The organism is Ureibacillus sp. FSL K6-0786 (assembly GCF_037965165.1).
GTDB classification, from domain to species: domain Bacteria; phylum Bacillota; class Bacilli; order Bacillales_A; family Planococcaceae; genus Ureibacillus; species Ureibacillus thermosphaericus.
In genome coordinates this window covers 2,470,385-2,486,241 of the sequence record NZ_CP150191.1, presented here as the reverse complement: position 1 = coordinate 2,486,241, position 15,857 = coordinate 2,470,385, and the positions used below count along the sequence as shown (strand labels likewise).

Below are 15,857 nucleotides of genomic sequence, written 5' to 3'. Positions count from 1 at the left end.
CTATGCACCCATTTGCAGTATTGATTCAAATGCCTTTTGGAACTTATTAACATCACCTGCTCCCATAAATAGGAAAACTGCATTTTGATGTTTATTTAATTTATCAATTGTTTCAGCGTGAAGTATTTCACTACCATCAATAATGGCAGCTAAATCTTCAATCGTTAGTCTGCCATTTTGTTCACGAGCTGAACTGAATATTTCACAAAGATAAACCGAATCCGCATTTTTTAAACTATCAGCAAATTGTTGTAAAAAAGCTTCTGTTCGGCTGAATGTGTGTGGTTGGAAAATTGCCACAATTTCTCGATCAGGATATTTTTGTCTTGCTGATTGAATCGTTGCATTAATTTCTGTCGGATGGTGTGCATAATCATCAACAAGAACATTATTGCCAATTATCGTCTCAGTAAAACGTCTTTTTACTCCTTTGAATGTTTTTATTCTTTCTTTTATTACGTTTGCAGGGATTCCTTCATAATGACATAACGCAATGACTGCCAATGAATTTAAAATTGCATGGTCTCCATACAATGGAATGAAAAATCGATCATAATATTCATTGCGAATATATACTTCAAAACTCGTACCTTCTGTTGATTTTTCAATATTTTTTGCTATGACATCATTCCGTTCTCCCAATCCATAATAAATCACCGGTACGTTAGCACGAATTTTTTGTAAATAATGATCATCACCACAAGCGATAATGGCTTTTTTAACTTGTAACGCTAATTCTTGGAATGCCGAAAATACATCATCGATTCCAGAGAAATAATCTGGATGATCAAAATCGATATTGGTCATCACTGCATAGTCCGGATGGTAAGCTAGAAAATGTCGTCGATACTCACAAGCTTCCATAACAAAATAAGATGCATCTTTTTTACCTGATCCAGTACCGTCACCAATTAAATAAGATGTTGGCTTAAATCCACCTATCACATGGCTTGTTAGGCCGGTGGTCGATGTTTTTCCATGGGCACCTGTAATCGCTATTGATGTAAATTTCTTTATATACTCACCCAGAAATTTATGATAACGAATAACTTCAACGCCTAATTCATTTGCTCGTACGATTTCAGGATGACTATCAGAAAAAGCATTCCCTGCAATGACAGTCATTCCGGGTTGAATATTATCTGAATCAAATTTTAATATTTTAATATTTCTTTCTCTTAAAGGTTGTTCGGTAAAATAATATGTTTCTACATCCGATCCTTGTACCGATTCACCGGAGTCAAACAATATTTGAGCTAGTGAACTCATTCCCGAACCTTTTATTCCTGTAAAATGATAAATTGTCATGTTCAAAAAACCTCCCAGGGATTGACCCTAATGAATAAATATTATATATATGTCTAGTTTATACATTTTTAGTTAATCAAAAACCTATTACATTATAGCATTTATTTTTCATTTGTCTTGAAAAAAATTGAGAGGGGGCGGGCCCCTCTTTTTCATACGGATGCGCTTTGGGAAATCAATCGAATAATTCCGCTAAATCTGATTCTGTAATATACACTTCCCTAGGTTTACTTCCTTTTTGTTCAGATACAAATCCGTAACTTTCAAGCATTTCAATTAAGCGGGCAGCTCGGTTGTATCCGATGTGATATTTTCTCTGAATGGAAGATGTTGATGCGGAACCCTGTTCATACACAAAGCGGCAAACGTCTTCGAACAATTCATCTTGTTCTTCAATCATCTCTACTTTTTTAAGCAATTCTTCTTGTTCAAAGAGATACTCAGGCTCTCCTTGCTCTTTCACATGCTCGATAATTTCTTCAATCTCATCATCCGTAACATAAGTACCTTGCAATCGAATAGGGTCTGTCATCCCGTTTCCTAAATAAAGCATATCGCCTCGGCCAAGTAAGCGTTCCGCTCCTTGACTGTCCAAAATTGTTCTTGAGTCGATTTGGGAAGATACAGAGAAAGCAATACGAGTTGGGATATTTGATTTTATTAATCCTGTTATGACATCAACGGACGGTCTTTGTGTGGCAACGATTAAATGAATTCCACAAGCCCTCGCTTTTTGAGCAATTCGGCAAATGGATTCTTCCACATCTTGTGGAGCCATCATCATTAAATCGGCTAACTCGTCGATAACGATTAATATATATGGCAGTTTTAAACTATTTTTCCCCTCTTGTTCAACAAGTTTGTTATATCGAGGTAAGTCTCTTACACCTGCATGGGCAAACAGTTGATATCTTCGTTCCATCTCATCTACCGCCCACTTCAGTGCTGCGGTTGCTGCTTTCACATCCGTAATGACTGGACTGACGAGATGCGGAATGTGATTAAACGGTGCAAGTTCCACCACTTTCGGATCGATTAACATTAATTTCAATTCACTTGGTTCTGCCTTTAATAACAGGCTAACTAAGATAGAATTAATGCACACAGACTTTCCCGAACCAGTTGCGCCAGCAATCAATCCATGAGGCATTTTACGCAAGTCAATCGTTACTGGTTTACCAGTTAAATCTAATCCAAGGGCTGCTTCAAGAGGCGATTCCGATTGTAAGAAACTTTCACTATTTACGACTTCAGATAGTCGAACTGCACGTGAAATGCGGTTTGGAATTTCAATTCCAATGGTGTTTTTCCCTGGAATCGGTGCCTGTATGCGTATATCTTTCGCAGCTAAAGCAAGCTTTAAATCATCTGCAAGATTTCGAATCTTGCTTACTTTCGTCCCATGACTTACTGTGATTTCAAACTGCGTAACAGCTGGCCCTTGCATAATGGATTCAACATTCGCATTGACTTGGAAATAAGAAAGTGCTTCCACAAGCGTTTCCGCCTGACGTTCCATCCATTCCCGATCTTCTGTCGATTCTTCCGGTGGTGCCAAATATTCTAAAGGCGGCTTCATATATTTATATTCAATTTGATTTTTCTCCAATTGTTCAGGAATTTCAATTGGTTGGGATTCCTTTAAGTCGTTTGTCTCCTTTTTTTGCACTTGCTGTTTTTTTGCTAATTTTTCTTTATCAGACTTTAACATGATGACATTAAATGGTATTGGTTTTTTCTTAGGTTGTTCTTGTGTAATTGGATGCGATTCATTTGAGAGTTCTTCTTCTAAAGCCGGCTCATTTATCTCACTATTATTAGATAACTCCATTTGAATATCATCGGAAAGTGGTTCTTCTACTTCCTTTTGTACATTTAATAAATCTTCAATTCTATTTTGATTGTTGAAAAGTTGTGCTTCGTTCAATACCGATTCTAAACGGAGCGATTCAGAGATTTGTTGAAGACCATTTGCTTCATCCTCTTTCAACGAATCGCTTGTTTCATATTCATTTTGGAAATTGGAATGATTTATGCTCTCTACTTCATTTATCGAATTGAATTCATCTTTATCGACAGTATGTTGTGTTTCCTCTATTTGTTCACCCGTTTCACAAGCAATATCTTCATGAAGGTTCAACGGTTCATTTTGTTCCTTCTCGATTTGCTCTTGTAAGTCTTCATCATGTTCTGCTTCTAATAACGTATTCGCTTGAAGTAAAGAACTTTCAACAGTTGGTTCCACATTCTCTCTATACCCTAATGCAAATTGTTTGTTAACCTCACTCGTTGCAACTGATTCTATATCGTCAGTTGCTTCTATCGTTTTTCCATGATTATTTTCAATTATATGAGCTTCTTCTGTTATTGGTTCTGTAAGGATTAGAGGTTCATTAGAAAATTCTTTCTCTTTATCAACTATTAGATGTACATCTCCATCATTCTGAACTAATTTTTCTTCATCATATTCTTTTGTCTTTCTTGCCTCTTCAATTGTAATCGAAAATCCTTCTTTTGATTGATGGATGAATTGTTCTACTTCTTCCTTCACTTGTTCTAGCTTTTTGTCAATCTCTTCAACAACAGTAGTGCTCGCTACTTCTTCTGATGCTATAATTATTTCTTTCGACTGTTCAAGAGAAATTTCTTTTTCAGCATTCATCTCAAATTTCTGTTCAGTTTGTTCTTGTGTATTAGTATACAAAGCATTTATTGGCTTACGTTTCTGAAATCCATACACCGGTGAAGGTACATCGGTAGGAATAAATCTTTTTCGGCTTGGTTGTGGTTGACTTTTTTCTTTTACAATTGGTTGTTCCTTTTGTATAGGTTCTCTTTTAATTGTTTTCTCAATTAAACGCTCATTACGTCGGGACGTAATATCATAACTGACACTTGTTGTTTTTTTCTTATTTTGTTTTCGCATTTCTAACAGTTCATGGATTCTTGACACTTCCACATCATATACAAGTGAATTTTTATGATGTTGAGGTTCGATATTTGAAATAAAATCATTATAAGACTTTGGTTGATGAGGGGTCTGGTCCGACGCTTGTAATTCTTCGTCAGGGATTAATGGAAATCGAAATTTCGCTCGATTTTGTTCTTTCTTTTCGTATATAGGTTCTTGCCACTCATCTTCTTCATAATAGTCATATTCATCTTCAACTTCGTCTTTAAATAACAACTTATTCAATGTACGTTTGAGCCAATTCATCGATCATCACTCTTTCTAACATCATACCTTTTATAATTATATGATAATAATCGGTAATGAAGCTACATTCTTTATAGAATTACATCTTTCATATATGTATTGGTAAGCGAATTCATGCATTTGAACTATGTATTCGCCACTAAAGAATACCATAAGTTTTATTGCAGATTCTTTACATTACAATAACATTCAATTAAAAAAGGCTAGGACAAATTGTCCTAACCATGTTTAGAGTGTAGAAGGGATTTGAAATGCTGAACCAATTTCAGCGTCCTCTTCTAAAACTAATATACCTTTTTCTTGAGGAGCATTTGGAATTGCTAATTCTCTAGCTGAACAAATCATGCCATAAGAATCTACACCACGTAATTGAGAAGGTTTAATTACCATTCCTGAAGGCATAACCGCGCCAATTTTGGCAACTACCACTTTTTGACCTGCTTCAACATTTGGTGCTCCACAAACGATTTGTAATACTTCATCCCCTACATTGACTTTACAAACACTAAGCTTATCTGCATTTGGATGTTTTTCCTTCTCTTCCACATATCCGACAACAAATTTTGGTGACAAGTCAACGTTTATAGTTACCTCAACATTATTTTTATTTAATGCAGATTGGATTTTTTGAACAAGCTCCTCTGTTACTTCCACATTACCATTCACATTCAATTCAACATATTTACTTGCATTAAATAAATTAAACCCTTTCACTTCACCAGTTGTTTTTTCTTTGATAAGAGCTACATCCCCTACTCGCTCTACTGATGGGGTTACAACTTCCTCAGTTGTAAGTTGAACTAATAAAACATCGCCAACATGTTCTTTATTGTACGCTACAATCATTGATCTTTCGTCTCCTTTTTTATTCGATTTTTTGCTAATATGAAAATCGGCGTCAGCTCTCCATTATCATATACGAAGGATAGTGATGTAATTGGTACACGGCCAATTGAAAAGAAATGCATCGTCATTTGGGCTAGCACATCATAACCTGTTTCATTTCGAATATCCCCAATGATTAGCACGTCTTGATGAGGAACGGAAATTGTCATATCTCCTTTAATTTTTTCCCTCATCTCTTTTAAAAAGGTTTCATTTAATATGCGGCTCGCATCATAGCCATCGTTTTCATTAACAAAATAAAATATGTTTCCTGCTACTTCATCTTTTTTTACATTCGTTGACAACTTTTTTACTGAAAAGCGGGCTATTTCCCGGATTTGTTCACCAGTAGCATTTAATTTCGAAAGCATTGACTCATCAATTAATCGATAAGTTGTACCTAAATCCAAAGCATAAAAAATGCGGGTTTCTGCCGTGTGATCTGACGTAATGAAGGGATGCCCCTCTTTCGATTTCAATGGGAAAGAAGTGGAACGAATAATCGGGAATATGTTAGATAATTGATGTATTTCTTCAGCTTGCTCTTTTTCCATCGCAATAAAAGTCTGTTCAATCGTATAGACTACATCTTCTAACGCTTGTTCTTTTCTCTCATTATATTTTGCGATAATCTCAGGAAGATTAATATCCATTCCTTTTCCAAGATTTTTATGATCTAAACGTAGTTTATTATCTTTGCGATTGTACGAGTAATTAAACCTTTCAATACCTAATCGTCTTTTTAACTCTTCTACAAGCTGCTCAGGTTTCACTAAAATCACTTCCTTATGTGCACAAATAAACGGCTCACTTCAGTGAACCGTTTTAATTTTCATACATTTATTGTATCAGAAGAAACATTGGACAGTCGATTAGAATGAATTTTAGTACAGTACTTCTACTGAACGAGCAATTAACATCATCTCTACTAACTTATTATCCATATGCTTATTATTGGATATCGTAGAAACTTTTACACCACCGCTACTAGCAATCAGTTCGAATTGCCCTTCATCATGTTCCAGTACCATTGTAAATCCAAAAGCACCATCTAGTTCAACTGGTTGCTCTTTTACTATTTTTTTCGTTGAATTATTTTTCAATAAGTCATAGTGAAGCTGACTATCTTCTTTTTCATTAACATTCACAAATAAAATATATTTATCTTTTCCTTTTGATAGTATGTAATTGTTTTCATCATCTGTTTCTTTTATGCTATATCCTGATGGCAAGTATAACTCGATTTGTCCAATCTTTTTATTTGGTTCTCTTGGCGATTCTTCAAATACTGTTTGTGCACTAGCTACACCTATATTGATTTGCTCTTCTACGGATTTTCCACAACCGGCTAATCCAAGCAACGATATACAGCTAATGGTTAATAGTAACCATTTTTTCATTTTTCATTTCACTTCCTTTACCCATACTACATTTTAGTAGGATATCGAATAGAGTGCAATCTTAAAGTCTAATTTTAGAATAATAGATAAAAAATAGGAAAATTTTATCATTATTTCTCCTTTTTTGTAAAAAGATATTGTCCAATCAATAATGTAACGATATGTTCAAACATTTCCTTACGATCAACCAAATTCGCTGTTAATACGCCAATTGCTCCTTTATGATGGCGCGTATCTTTTTCATTCGTATACTCATCCATAACAGGACCTAACTCTTTTCCCGCGCGTAGTTTTTTTGCAATTTCTTCAGGCAACATAAATTGTGCTCCAGCTGCAGTCAAAACTTGACCATTTTTTAATGCCAGTGCCCCCCAATTGCAACAATACATGATTCCATCTATTTCACGAACTCCGCCTTCAAGACCAAAATTCAATTCTGCCCCCGTTGCTTCTAACGTATTTAAAGCACGGTTAATAGCGCCTTGTCGGGTTTCTTCATCAGAAAATGGTTGGGATGAAACATTTGAAGGAACATCCACTTCTAGAAATTCAATATCATCAAAATATGTATTCACTACGTTTTGCACCGCTTTTAGTTTTGCACGGTTATGTGTTCCAATTGCTACTTTCATGTTGCACCCTCATTTCTCTTTACTTTATTATGTTCTAGTTATTTCATAGAAATTCATTACATTGTTTTTACAGGTATGTTACAGAAACAACAAACTGTTGATTTTCGCTACATGGGGAAGCGAAAGGGCAGTAACACCGCCGCCTTTCGCTCATATCAACAAATAGAAATTCATTTGGACAAATTCCCCAATTATATAGAACAAAAAGAAATCTTTTTAAGGATTTTGAAGAATTGTATCGACAGTCGTACGATCTAATGTTCGAATTAGCTTAACTAATAGTTCTTTCGCAGCTAAATAATCGTCAATATGAATTATGGATGCAGATGTATGAATATAGCGAGAACAAATGCCAATAACCGCACTTGGAATGCCGCCGTTCATCGTATGAACTTTTCCAGCATCTGTACCACCATGTGATACAAAATATTGATAAGGAATTTGGTTGGATTCTGCAGTGTCTAATATAAATTCTCGCAATGTGCGATGAGTTACCATCGTCGGGTCGTATATTCGCAATAATACGCCTTTACCTAACTGGCCGAATTCCTTTTCACTTGTCATATCATTTGCAGCAGAGGCATCTAATGCAAAAAATAAATCAGGTTGAATCATGTAAGAGGATACTTGTGCACCTCGTAGCCCTACTTCTTCCATGACATTGGCACCAGAATAAAGATGATTGACCACTTTTTCATCTTTTAATTCCTTTAAAAGTTCGATGGCTAGTCCGCAACCATATCGATTATCCCAAGCCTTTGCCATTATTTTTTTCGGATTGGCCATTACTGTAAATGGACAAACTGGTAAAATGGATTGTCCAGGACGTATCCCCATGTTAATGACATCTTCTTTACTGTCAGCTCCGACATCAATGAGCATATCTTTAATATCCGTTGGTTTCTTACGTTGTTCTTCTGTCAATAAATGAGGTGGAGTAGATGCAATCACTCCGGGTATTTCTCGTTCATTTGTATAAATTATCACTCGCTGCGCAAGCAATACTTGACTATTCCAGCCCCCTAACGTTTGAAAGCGAATCATTCCACGGTCGGTAATGCTCGTTACCATAAAAGCTACCTCATCCATATGACCCGCTACTAAAATTTTGGGCGCATCCTTTTCTTCCGACTTGCGCAAGCCAAAAATTCCACCTAAATTATCTTGTACAATTTCGTCTGCGTATTTTTCGAGTTCTGAACGCATAAATGCTCGCACTGAATGCTCATTTCCAGGTGCCCCTGGAAGTTCCGTCAATGTTTTAAATAATTGTAAAGTCTCTTCATTCATTCGGAACACTCCCTCATTATTTACTCGTTCTATTTTAACATAATCAATTGAAAACGTTGGAAATTAAGAAAGGTTTGTTCTAAACGAAAAGATTTATTTAATTGGATCCTTAAAAAAGGGAAATCTAAGTTATTTATAGAAAAGAGTATATATTCAATAAAATGATTTATCCTGCTTTCAGAAGACTGAAAAAATGATTTCATGATAAAATGGAAATTAGGAGGGAAAAGTTAATGAATTTACGTGATTTTATGTTAGGTGTAACAACAGGTTTAGCTGCGGCAGTCATTATAAAAGAAGCTTCAGAACGTATACAACCGTTTATGAATGCAAATCAAGTATTGGAAAATATTAAAGATGAATTTAGAAAAGAAAGCCCTATCGATGGTTCATGGATTTATATGAAGCCTGAAAATTATTATAACGGGGTTATGACAATCCCTGTTTATCGAGGCGGTATTTCAAGAGTATTAGATGGTGAAGTGGAAAACTTTGAATTTGCAGCGGATGCTCGTTCAGGAGTAATCGTTGAACTAAGGAAAGCATAAACAATGCTTTAAAATAAAAAAGATGGGATAACCCATCTTTTTTATTTAAAATTGAATTTTCGCTTCTTTACTTCTTTTCAATGAATCAATTATGTCTTTCCCTGATTCATCCCACTGTACCATACGATAATACGCATCGTGATAAAAAATAAATTTATATCCATTCGTATAAGCTTCTTTTAATAGCTTCTCTTTAGCAAAAATGCTTGTCATTGGATAATCATCATATGCCATTACCCATAGAGGGTTTTGATGGGCATGAGTTGGCATAATGTCCGCCATATGAATTAACGTTTCGCCTTTTTGCTTCAATTTCACAATGGCATGTCCGTCACTATGGCCGCCTGTATGAATCATTTCAATTCCTGGTGCAACTTCAATAAAGTCAGTAAAAGTAACAACTTGGTCTTGAATTGGCTCCCAATTTTCCGCCCAGTACGTTGCTTTTGAACGAATATTCGGATTGCGCATTTCATCCCATTCAATTTGGGAAACATAAATTTTGGCTTTTGGGAAAGTGGAAACCAATCGGTCCCCTTCATATTTCGTCAATCCACTGGCATGATCAAAGTGCATATGGGTCATCAAGATTCCATCAATATCTTCAACTGTCATACCTAATTTTTGTAAGCTCTCTTCAATATTTGACTGTTCCGTTACACCATAGTTGCGGATTTGCTTTTCATTTAATTTATTTCCAATTCCGCTGTCAATCATATAATTTTTTCCATTATATTGAATGAGAATTGGTTCACATGCTAGTTCGATTTGATTTTTTTCGTTTACTGGGTATTTTCTTGACCATAGTGGTTTTGGAACAACCCCAAACATGGCACCCCCGTCTAGTGACGTTACGCCACCATCTAACCATGTCAATGTCATATCGTGAAAATGTAGTTTGTCCATCCATTTCTCCCCCTAAAATATGAAAATGTCTATGAAATCAATTGAAACTTCAATTGGAATTTATCAAAAAATAGTGAGGGAAGTTTCAATAGATCATCAAAATTATTTCTTTACAAACTGAGCTTCTAATCGATAAATCGGCTGACCTAATGAAGAAAACTTTTCTTCATACTCAGTTCGTATATTATCTTCTGGTTCATTTGCATGTAAATCTAAAGAAACATCTTTCAACTTCATGCCATATTGGGACATTGATACCAATGAATATTCAAAAAGCCCTCGGTTATCTGTTTTAAAGTGGATTTCACCTTCATCTATCAAAATCGACTCATAGATTTTCAAAAACTTTTCATGAGTCAATCTACGTTTTGCATGCCGTTTCTTTGGCCAAGGATCAGAGAAATTCAAGTAAACGCGATGTACCTCATTTTTTTGAAAAATTTTCTCCAATTCTTCAGCGTTCACTCTCAATAATCGCAAATTGGGAGGCGAACCTGCTTCCAACGCTTTTTGTAATGCTTTTACAATAACTTTATCAAATAATTCGATTCCAATATAATTAATTTCTGGATTGGCTTGAGCCATGCCAACAATAAATTGCCCTCTTCCAGAACCGACTTCAATATGCAGCGGACGATCATTTCCAAAAAGCTCATTCCACTTCCCTTTATATTCTTCGGGATTCGGAATCACCATTTCAGGATGTTGTTGAATAAATTCTCGCGCCCATGGTTTATTACGTAGTCTCACTTTATACCCTACTTTCTATGTTGTTCATTCATTTTACGTATGCAAACTATGCTTTTTAAAAATAACTGTTTCTATTTATAGAATAAATTATTATGTAACAATTACAACCGTTCATAAAGAAATTAATTTTTCCAGGAATAGAGATACTCTTATTTATTACACTTTCTTCTTTATGTATATCAACGAATAAGTAGTTGTTTATTTTACTGCTCCAAATTTTGAGGATTCAAAATATCGCGGCTATGTGAAGTTGTCTCCACATTATTCAAAATCGCATGTGCCGCTTGTAATTGCATTTTTTTCAAAGGAGATGGAGAATATTTTAATTGCTGTAACCACGTTGTATACCCACGCTTATCAATGATTTGAACGTTAAAAGGCGTCAGCGAATAATCAAAATAGCCATTCCGTGATAGCAATATTTTTCGAATCGGAAAATCTACCTGATGCTTATTAAATAGTTGTGACACAATTGCTTCCATTCGATTTAATTGAATGAACGGATTCAACATTTTTTCACTTCTTTTTCCTACTTTTTTCGTCCAGAATCGTTCTCCGTCACCAACATATACAGCAGACTCTTCTTCTTCCACAAGCGTGATACATAAACATTCGGTCGGTGTTAAGATAATGACATCTAGTTCTATCGGCGCTTTTTTAATTTTAATAACAGGATAGTAAAATACTAAATAATTATCAGGCAAACGCTGAAGAACTGTTCTTAAAAAACTGTCTCTAAAAAAACGAGGATCGACATATGATTTTTCTAATAGCGTTGAACTCGCCCATTTTATTTGAAAATGGAAAAATTGATCAAGAAACATACGTTTTAACTCTTCAATACTATCTGGATGATAAACGATATGTGGCTCAAAGTACAAAGTGGACTCTTCATCAACTTCTCCTTCTTCATCCGGCATCGCTTCATGGGAGACATCAACAGATTCAATATCCTCTTGTTCTTTTATTCGCTTTTGATTGAACCATTTTTTTATAAAGGAGAAGCGGTTCGATTGTTCTTCTTCTTCAATGTGTTCCCAAGATAATGGTTCTTCTCCAGTTAGCCATTGTTGTTTTACCTTTTCCCATTGGGTTCTTTTTAATCTGACATATTGTGTTGGATATCTTGTTAAATCAATTTGATATCTCGAAATATAATCCTGTAGTTTAATTAGTTGAGCCAATGAAAACACTCTCCTACATACTCTCTCGAATTCATTTTACATGACTACTTTAAAAATTCATAGTAACGCTCACATTTAAAAATGAAAAAAGTACCCTCAAAGTATGAGGATACTTTTGTTTTAGTGGTTTAAAAGCAAAACCAAACTATTCTCAATTCAGATTATATATGAAGCGGTTTTGGAATTTTTGTTTCAAATTGTTTTTGTAATTTACGAGTCCATTCTCCAACTTTTCCATCTCGAATCAACTTACCATCTATTTCAATAACCGGCGTAATTTCAGAAGTTGTACTTGTTACAAATAATTCATCCATTTTCAATGCTTCATGAGTTGTAAATGGAATTTCTTTTACAGGCATATTAATTTCATTTGCACAAGCTATGACAACGTCGCGAGTGATTCCTTTTAAAATCATATTGTTTGCAGGATGCGTATACAATATACCATCTTTTATTCCAAATACATTTGAAGAAGAGCCTTCTGTTACTGTATTATTTCGATGTAGAATCGCTTCATAGCAGCCTTTTTCATGAGCTTCTTGTTTTGCTAATACTGCACCAAGCAAGTTCAATGATTTAATATCACATCGTAACCAACGGATATCTTCCACAAAGGTAGCTTTTACACCTTTTTCAAGATTTTCTAATGGTCGTGGATTTTCTTTCGTATAACCAATGATTACTGGTTTTACAGTATTCTCAGGGAATTGATGCGCACGAGGCGAAGTTCCGCGAGTAACTTGAAAATAAATATGCCCAGTGTTTAATTCATTTTTTTCCACTAATTCATGTAGCAATTGATGAAATTTATCCTTTGTATATGGAATCGTAATTCGTATTTTTTCAGCTGATGCATATAATCGGTCAATATGTTCATTTACAGTAAACATTTCACCGTTATATACTTTCACAACTTCATATACGCCATCACCGAATTGATAACCGCGATCTTCTTTATCAATTTTGACTTCTTCATCTTTCACAATTTGGTCATTCCATAAAGTGTATCCCATTTTCCCACATCCTTCATTTTTTCGCTGCTAATTCAATAATTGCTTCTGCATATATTGCAGCAGACTTCACTAAGTTGTCAATGACAACATACTCATCTTTTTGATGAGCCACATCAGGTTCTCCAGGAAATAAACTGCCGAATGCCACCCCTTTTTTCAACACTCTTGCATAAGTTCCGCCACCGGTTGATAGTGGTTTAGGTTCATCGCCAGTATATCGTCGATAAACTTTTAACAATGTTTGAATCAATTCATCATCTTCAGGAATGTAATGAGGGCTTGAATTTGATATTACTGTTAAATTAAAAGGATATTTCGTTAAACGCTCTGTGGCTTCTCGAATTTTTTCTTCATATGGATAAGTGACAGAATAACGCATGCTGACGAGTATATTTCCTCCTCTTTCTGAATCAAAAGAAACTACTCCAGCATTCAATGTTGTTGGTCCTGACATTTCGTCTATATAATCGAAACCTAGAGCTTTCCCATATACATCACTAAAAGCATCGACAATAAAAGAAATAAATGCTTTACTTGCGTCGGTTGATAAATGTTGTTTTAAAAATTTCGCAAGCAAAACTGCAGCATTTATTCCTTTTTCTGGTTCCATTGCGTGGGCAGATTTTCCTGTTACCGCTATTATAACCTGTTCACCCTCTCTAGTGAAAGATGCTTCTTCATTAAATTGTTTAAAATATTCATAGAATTCTTTTTCAAAATCAGATGAAACATTTTTTACTATCGCTTTTGCAAAATCAGGAACCATATTATGTCGATCACCTGATTTAAAGGAAACGAGTTGCTCATTATGAGACAAAGGACTCGTTTGAGAAAACTGAATTACAGCAATTCCCTTTTCAGCATTGATGAGAGGAAAGTCTGCATCTGGAGCAAAACCTATATCAGGCATTTCTTCTTTTTTGAAGTAATGTTCAACACACCGGAATCCTGATTCTTCATCAGTACCTATAATTAAGCGAACCCGTTTGGACAGTGGGATACCGGCATCTTTCACCATTTTCATAGCAAGATAAGCCGCCATTGTCGGTCCTTTATCATCAATGGCACCACGGCCATACAACTTTCCGTCTTTTACGATCCCTTCAAATGGTGGATAAGTCCAATTATCACCAGCTGGAACAACATCTACATGACAAAGAATACCGAGAATTTCTTTTCCCTCTCCCATTTCAATGTGTCCTGCATAATGATCTACATTTTTCACTTTAAATCCTTCTTTTGAAGCTTTCGAAAGTAGCCACTCTAACGCCTTCTTAGGTCCATTTCCAAATGGTGCATCTTCTGTTTTATTCTCTTCATCCAATACACTTTTAATTCGAATAATTTGCTGCAGTCCTTCAATCAATTCGTTTTTTCTTTGTTCTGCTAATGTCAAAAAGTTCATGTATTTCACCTCTTTGATTAATAATTAAGGAGTTTCAAAAAAAAATTAAAAAGGTATAAAACCCTTTATATTAACGTATTCTTTGAATAATAAAACACAAAAATTATCTTTATATCGTTTTGAATTGTGGAAAAATTAATAGTTTATTGCTATAATGATTCTGTCAAATGTATTTTTTGACAAAAAATTCTGAAAAGGGGATGTCTAGGGCAGAAATTTAGACCTCTCATTCATTTGTTAGTCGTCCGCTGGTCTTTGCCATGTGAATTAAGATGAAGGAGTGGTTCATGAATATGAAACCCGCTACAAATAGAATGCTAACTCGCATTAAAGACGTGTACTTGTACATTCGGGAGAATGGAACAGTAACTACACAGGATTTAGTTGAAGAGTTTAACATCACTCCTCGCACCATTCAAAGAGATTTGAATGTGTTAGCCTTTAACAACTTGGTAGAAAGTCCAAGTAGAGGCAAATGGACAACGACGAAGAAAAAAGTAAAATTAACTTCATAGAGATAGAAATACAATATATGCTATATTTTATTGCATACAGAAAATTAACGAGTGACCTTACGTCGGGGTCACTCTTTTTTATTCACATACTCTCTTATTGATTTTATTTCTTCTTCTGTTAGCTCACGATATTCCCCGTATTTTAAATTAGAATCCAATGTTAAGTTCCCCATTGATAAACGTTTTAAAAATATCACTTTTTTATTGACAGCTTCAAACATCCTCTTTACTTGATGAAATTTACCTTCGTAGATCGTTAATTCGATTTCAGAAGTATCTCCGGACTTTAAAATAGTCAATTCTCCCGGTGTTGTGACCGTGCCATCATCCAACACGACTCCTTCTTTGAAGGCCAAAATATCTTCTTCCGTTACGATGCCATCAATTTTTGCATAGTAGGTTTTCGGCACATGTTTTTTCGGTGATAACAGCTGATGGGCTAAATTTCCATCATTCGTTAACAACAATAATCCTACAGTGTCTTTATCTAATCTACCAACAGGAAAAGGTTGATAGTGTCGATCGATTGGGCTTAATAAGTCAATCACGGTCTTTTCTCGAAGATCTTCCGTTGCCGAAATAACACCTTTTGGCTTATTCAACATTAAATAAATGAATTCTTTATAATCTAATTTTTCTCCGAGCACAAAGATTTCTTGACTCATTGGGTTTACGTGCATGGCAGGATCTTTCACAACTTTCCCATCAACTGTCACATGCTCTTTTTTCAACAACTGCTTTACTTCTTTTCGAGAGCCAAATCCAGAATTGGCAAGTATTTTATCTAAACGCATAATTTTCTAC

15 protein-coding genes are annotated in these 15,857 nt (G+C 35.1%); 2 read left to right on the top strand and 13 right to left on the bottom strand.

Features of this window, described 5'->3' with window-relative positions; all coding sequences use genetic code 11:
• The 7 genes from murC to NSQ18_RS12290 all read right to left on the bottom strand — a co-directional run bounded on the left by murC (window position 1) and on the right by NSQ18_RS12290 (window position 8,732).
• Entirely contained in the window at window positions 1-1,308 is a 1,308-nt protein-coding gene (murC, locus tag NSQ18_RS12320) for a UDP-N-acetylmuramate--L-alanine ligase (RefSeq protein WP_096551586.1), read from the bottom strand.
• Window positions 1,309-1,483: 175 nt separating this feature from the next.
• A complete protein-coding gene (locus tag NSQ18_RS12315; RefSeq protein WP_168411927.1) occupies window positions 1,484-4,525 on the bottom strand; it encodes a DNA translocase FtsK in 3,042 nt (1,013 codons plus the stop codon).
• Window positions 4,526-4,753: 228 nt separating this feature from the next.
• Window positions 4,754-5,371, bottom strand: a complete 618-nt coding sequence (gene ytpR / locus NSQ18_RS12310) for a YtpR family tRNA-binding protein (RefSeq protein ID WP_016837072.1) — start codon at window positions 5,369-5,371, stop codon at window positions 4,754-4,756.
• Window positions 5,368-6,183: a DUF1444 domain-containing protein gene (locus NSQ18_RS12305; protein ID WP_016837071.1), complete on the bottom strand. Its 816-nt coding sequence runs from the start codon at window positions 6,181-6,183 to the stop codon at window positions 5,368-5,370. The genes ytpR and NSQ18_RS12305 overlap by 4 nt, the downstream gene beginning before the upstream one ends.
• 111 nt (window positions 6,184-6,294) lie before the next feature.
• A complete protein-coding gene (locus tag NSQ18_RS12300) occupies window positions 6,295-6,810 on the bottom strand; it encodes a hypothetical protein (protein ID WP_016837070.1) in 516 nt (171 codons plus the stop codon).
• 110 nt (window positions 6,811-6,920) lie between these two features.
• Entirely contained in the window at window positions 6,921-7,442 is a 522-nt protein-coding gene (locus tag NSQ18_RS12295) for a DUF84 family protein (protein ID WP_016837069.1), read from the bottom strand.
• A 216-nt stretch (window positions 7,443-7,658) separates the two neighbouring features.
• The gene (locus tag NSQ18_RS12290) at window positions 7,659-8,732 is read right to left on the bottom strand and encodes a M42 family metallopeptidase (protein ID WP_339288215.1); all 1,074 of its coding nucleotides are present in this window, start codon (window positions 8,730-8,732) and stop codon (window positions 7,659-7,661) included.
• 233 nt (window positions 8,733-8,965) lie between these two features.
• Between NSQ18_RS12290 and NSQ18_RS12285 the strand changes: the two genes are divergently transcribed.
• The gene (locus tag NSQ18_RS12285) at window positions 8,966-9,280 is read left to right on the top strand and encodes a hypothetical protein (RefSeq protein WP_339288213.1); all 315 of its coding nucleotides are present in this window, start codon (window positions 8,966-8,968) and stop codon (window positions 9,278-9,280) included.
• A gap of 45 nt (window positions 9,281-9,325) precedes the next feature.
• Here NSQ18_RS12285 and NSQ18_RS12280 read toward each other — a convergent pair whose 3' ends face one another.
• From NSQ18_RS12280 to pepV, 5 genes are all read right to left on the bottom strand, one after another.
• Window positions 9,326-10,186: an MBL fold metallo-hydrolase gene (locus tag NSQ18_RS12280; protein ID WP_016837066.1), complete on the bottom strand. Its 861-nt coding sequence runs from the start codon at window positions 10,184-10,186 to the stop codon at window positions 9,326-9,328.
• A gap of 102 nt (window positions 10,187-10,288) precedes the next feature.
• The gene (trmB, locus tag NSQ18_RS12275; RefSeq protein ID WP_168411930.1) at window positions 10,289-10,936 is read right to left on the bottom strand and encodes a tRNA (guanosine(46)-N7)-methyltransferase TrmB; all 648 of its coding nucleotides are present in this window, start codon (window positions 10,934-10,936) and stop codon (window positions 10,289-10,291) included.
• Between the two features lie 203 nt (window positions 10,937-11,139).
• Window positions 11,140-12,120: a nuclease-related domain-containing protein gene (locus tag NSQ18_RS12270; RefSeq protein WP_168411931.1), complete on the bottom strand. Its 981-nt coding sequence runs from the start codon at window positions 12,118-12,120 to the stop codon at window positions 11,140-11,142.
• A 161-nt stretch (window positions 12,121-12,281) separates the two neighbouring features.
• Complete coding sequence (gene dat / locus NSQ18_RS12265) at window positions 12,282-13,133, bottom strand: D-amino-acid transaminase (protein WP_016837063.1); 852 nt, start codon at window positions 13,131-13,133, stop codon at window positions 12,282-12,284.
• A 13-nt stretch (window positions 13,134-13,146) separates the two neighbouring features.
• Window positions 13,147-14,538, bottom strand: coding sequence for a dipeptidase PepV (pepV, locus tag NSQ18_RS12260; protein ID WP_339288209.1), 1,392 nt, complete (start codon window positions 14,536-14,538; stop codon window positions 13,147-13,149).
• Window positions 14,539-14,831: 293 nt separating this feature from the next.
• Here pepV and NSQ18_RS12255 point away from each other — a divergent pair, with 293 nt between their 5' ends.
• Entirely contained in the window at window positions 14,832-15,053 is a 222-nt protein-coding gene (locus NSQ18_RS12255) for a DeoR family transcriptional regulator (protein WP_026018962.1), read from the top strand.
• A 68-nt stretch (window positions 15,054-15,121) separates the two neighbouring features.
• On the opposite strand, the gene NSQ18_RS12250 is transcribed toward NSQ18_RS12255, so the two are convergent.
• The gene (locus NSQ18_RS12250) at window positions 15,122-15,847 is read right to left on the bottom strand and encodes a pseudouridine synthase (protein ID WP_016837058.1); all 726 of its coding nucleotides are present in this window, start codon (window positions 15,845-15,847) and stop codon (window positions 15,122-15,124) included.
• Window positions 15,848-15,857 lie beyond the last annotated feature (10 nt).

Bases quoted from the DNA above. Each gene is read 5' to 3' on its own strand.
- murC (WP_096551586.1), bottom strand. From the start codon at position 1,308: ATGACAATTTATCATTTTACAGGAATAAAAGGTTCGGGAATGAGTTCA.
- NSQ18_RS12315 (WP_168411927.1), bottom strand. From the start codon at position 4,525: ATGAATTGGCTCAAACGTACATTGAATAAGTTGTTATTTAAAGACGAA.
- ytpR (WP_016837072.1), bottom strand. From the start codon at position 5,371: ATGATTGTAGCGTACAATAAAGAACATGTTGGCGATGTTTTATTAGTT.
- NSQ18_RS12300 (WP_016837070.1), bottom strand. From the start codon at position 6,810: ATGAAAAAATGGTTACTATTAACCATTAGCTGTATATCGTTGCTTGGA.
- NSQ18_RS12295 (WP_016837069.1), bottom strand. From the start codon at position 7,442: ATGAAAGTAGCAATTGGAACACATAACCGTGCAAAACTAAAAGCGGTG.
- NSQ18_RS12290 (WP_339288215.1), bottom strand. From the start codon at position 8,732: ATGAATGAAGAGACTTTACAATTATTTAAAACATTGACGGAACTTCCA.
- NSQ18_RS12285 (WP_339288213.1), top strand. From the start codon at position 8,966: ATGAATTTACGTGATTTTATGTTAGGTGTAACAACAGGTTTAGCTGCG.
- NSQ18_RS12280 (WP_016837066.1), bottom strand. From the start codon at position 10,186: ATGGACAAACTACATTTTCACGATATGACATTGACATGGTTAGATGGT.
- dat (WP_016837063.1), bottom strand. From the start codon at position 13,133: ATGGGATACACTTTATGGAATGACCAAATTGTGAAAGATGAAGAAGTC.
- pepV (WP_339288209.1), bottom strand. From the start codon at position 14,538: ATGAACTTTTTGACATTAGCAGAACAAAGAAAAAACGAATTGATTGAA.
- NSQ18_RS12255 (WP_026018962.1), top strand. From the start codon at position 14,832: ATGAAACCCGCTACAAATAGAATGCTAACTCGCATTAAAGACGTGTAC.
- NSQ18_RS12250 (WP_016837058.1), bottom strand. From the start codon at position 15,847: ATGCGTTTAGATAAAATACTTGCCAATTCTGGATTTGGCTCTCGAAAA.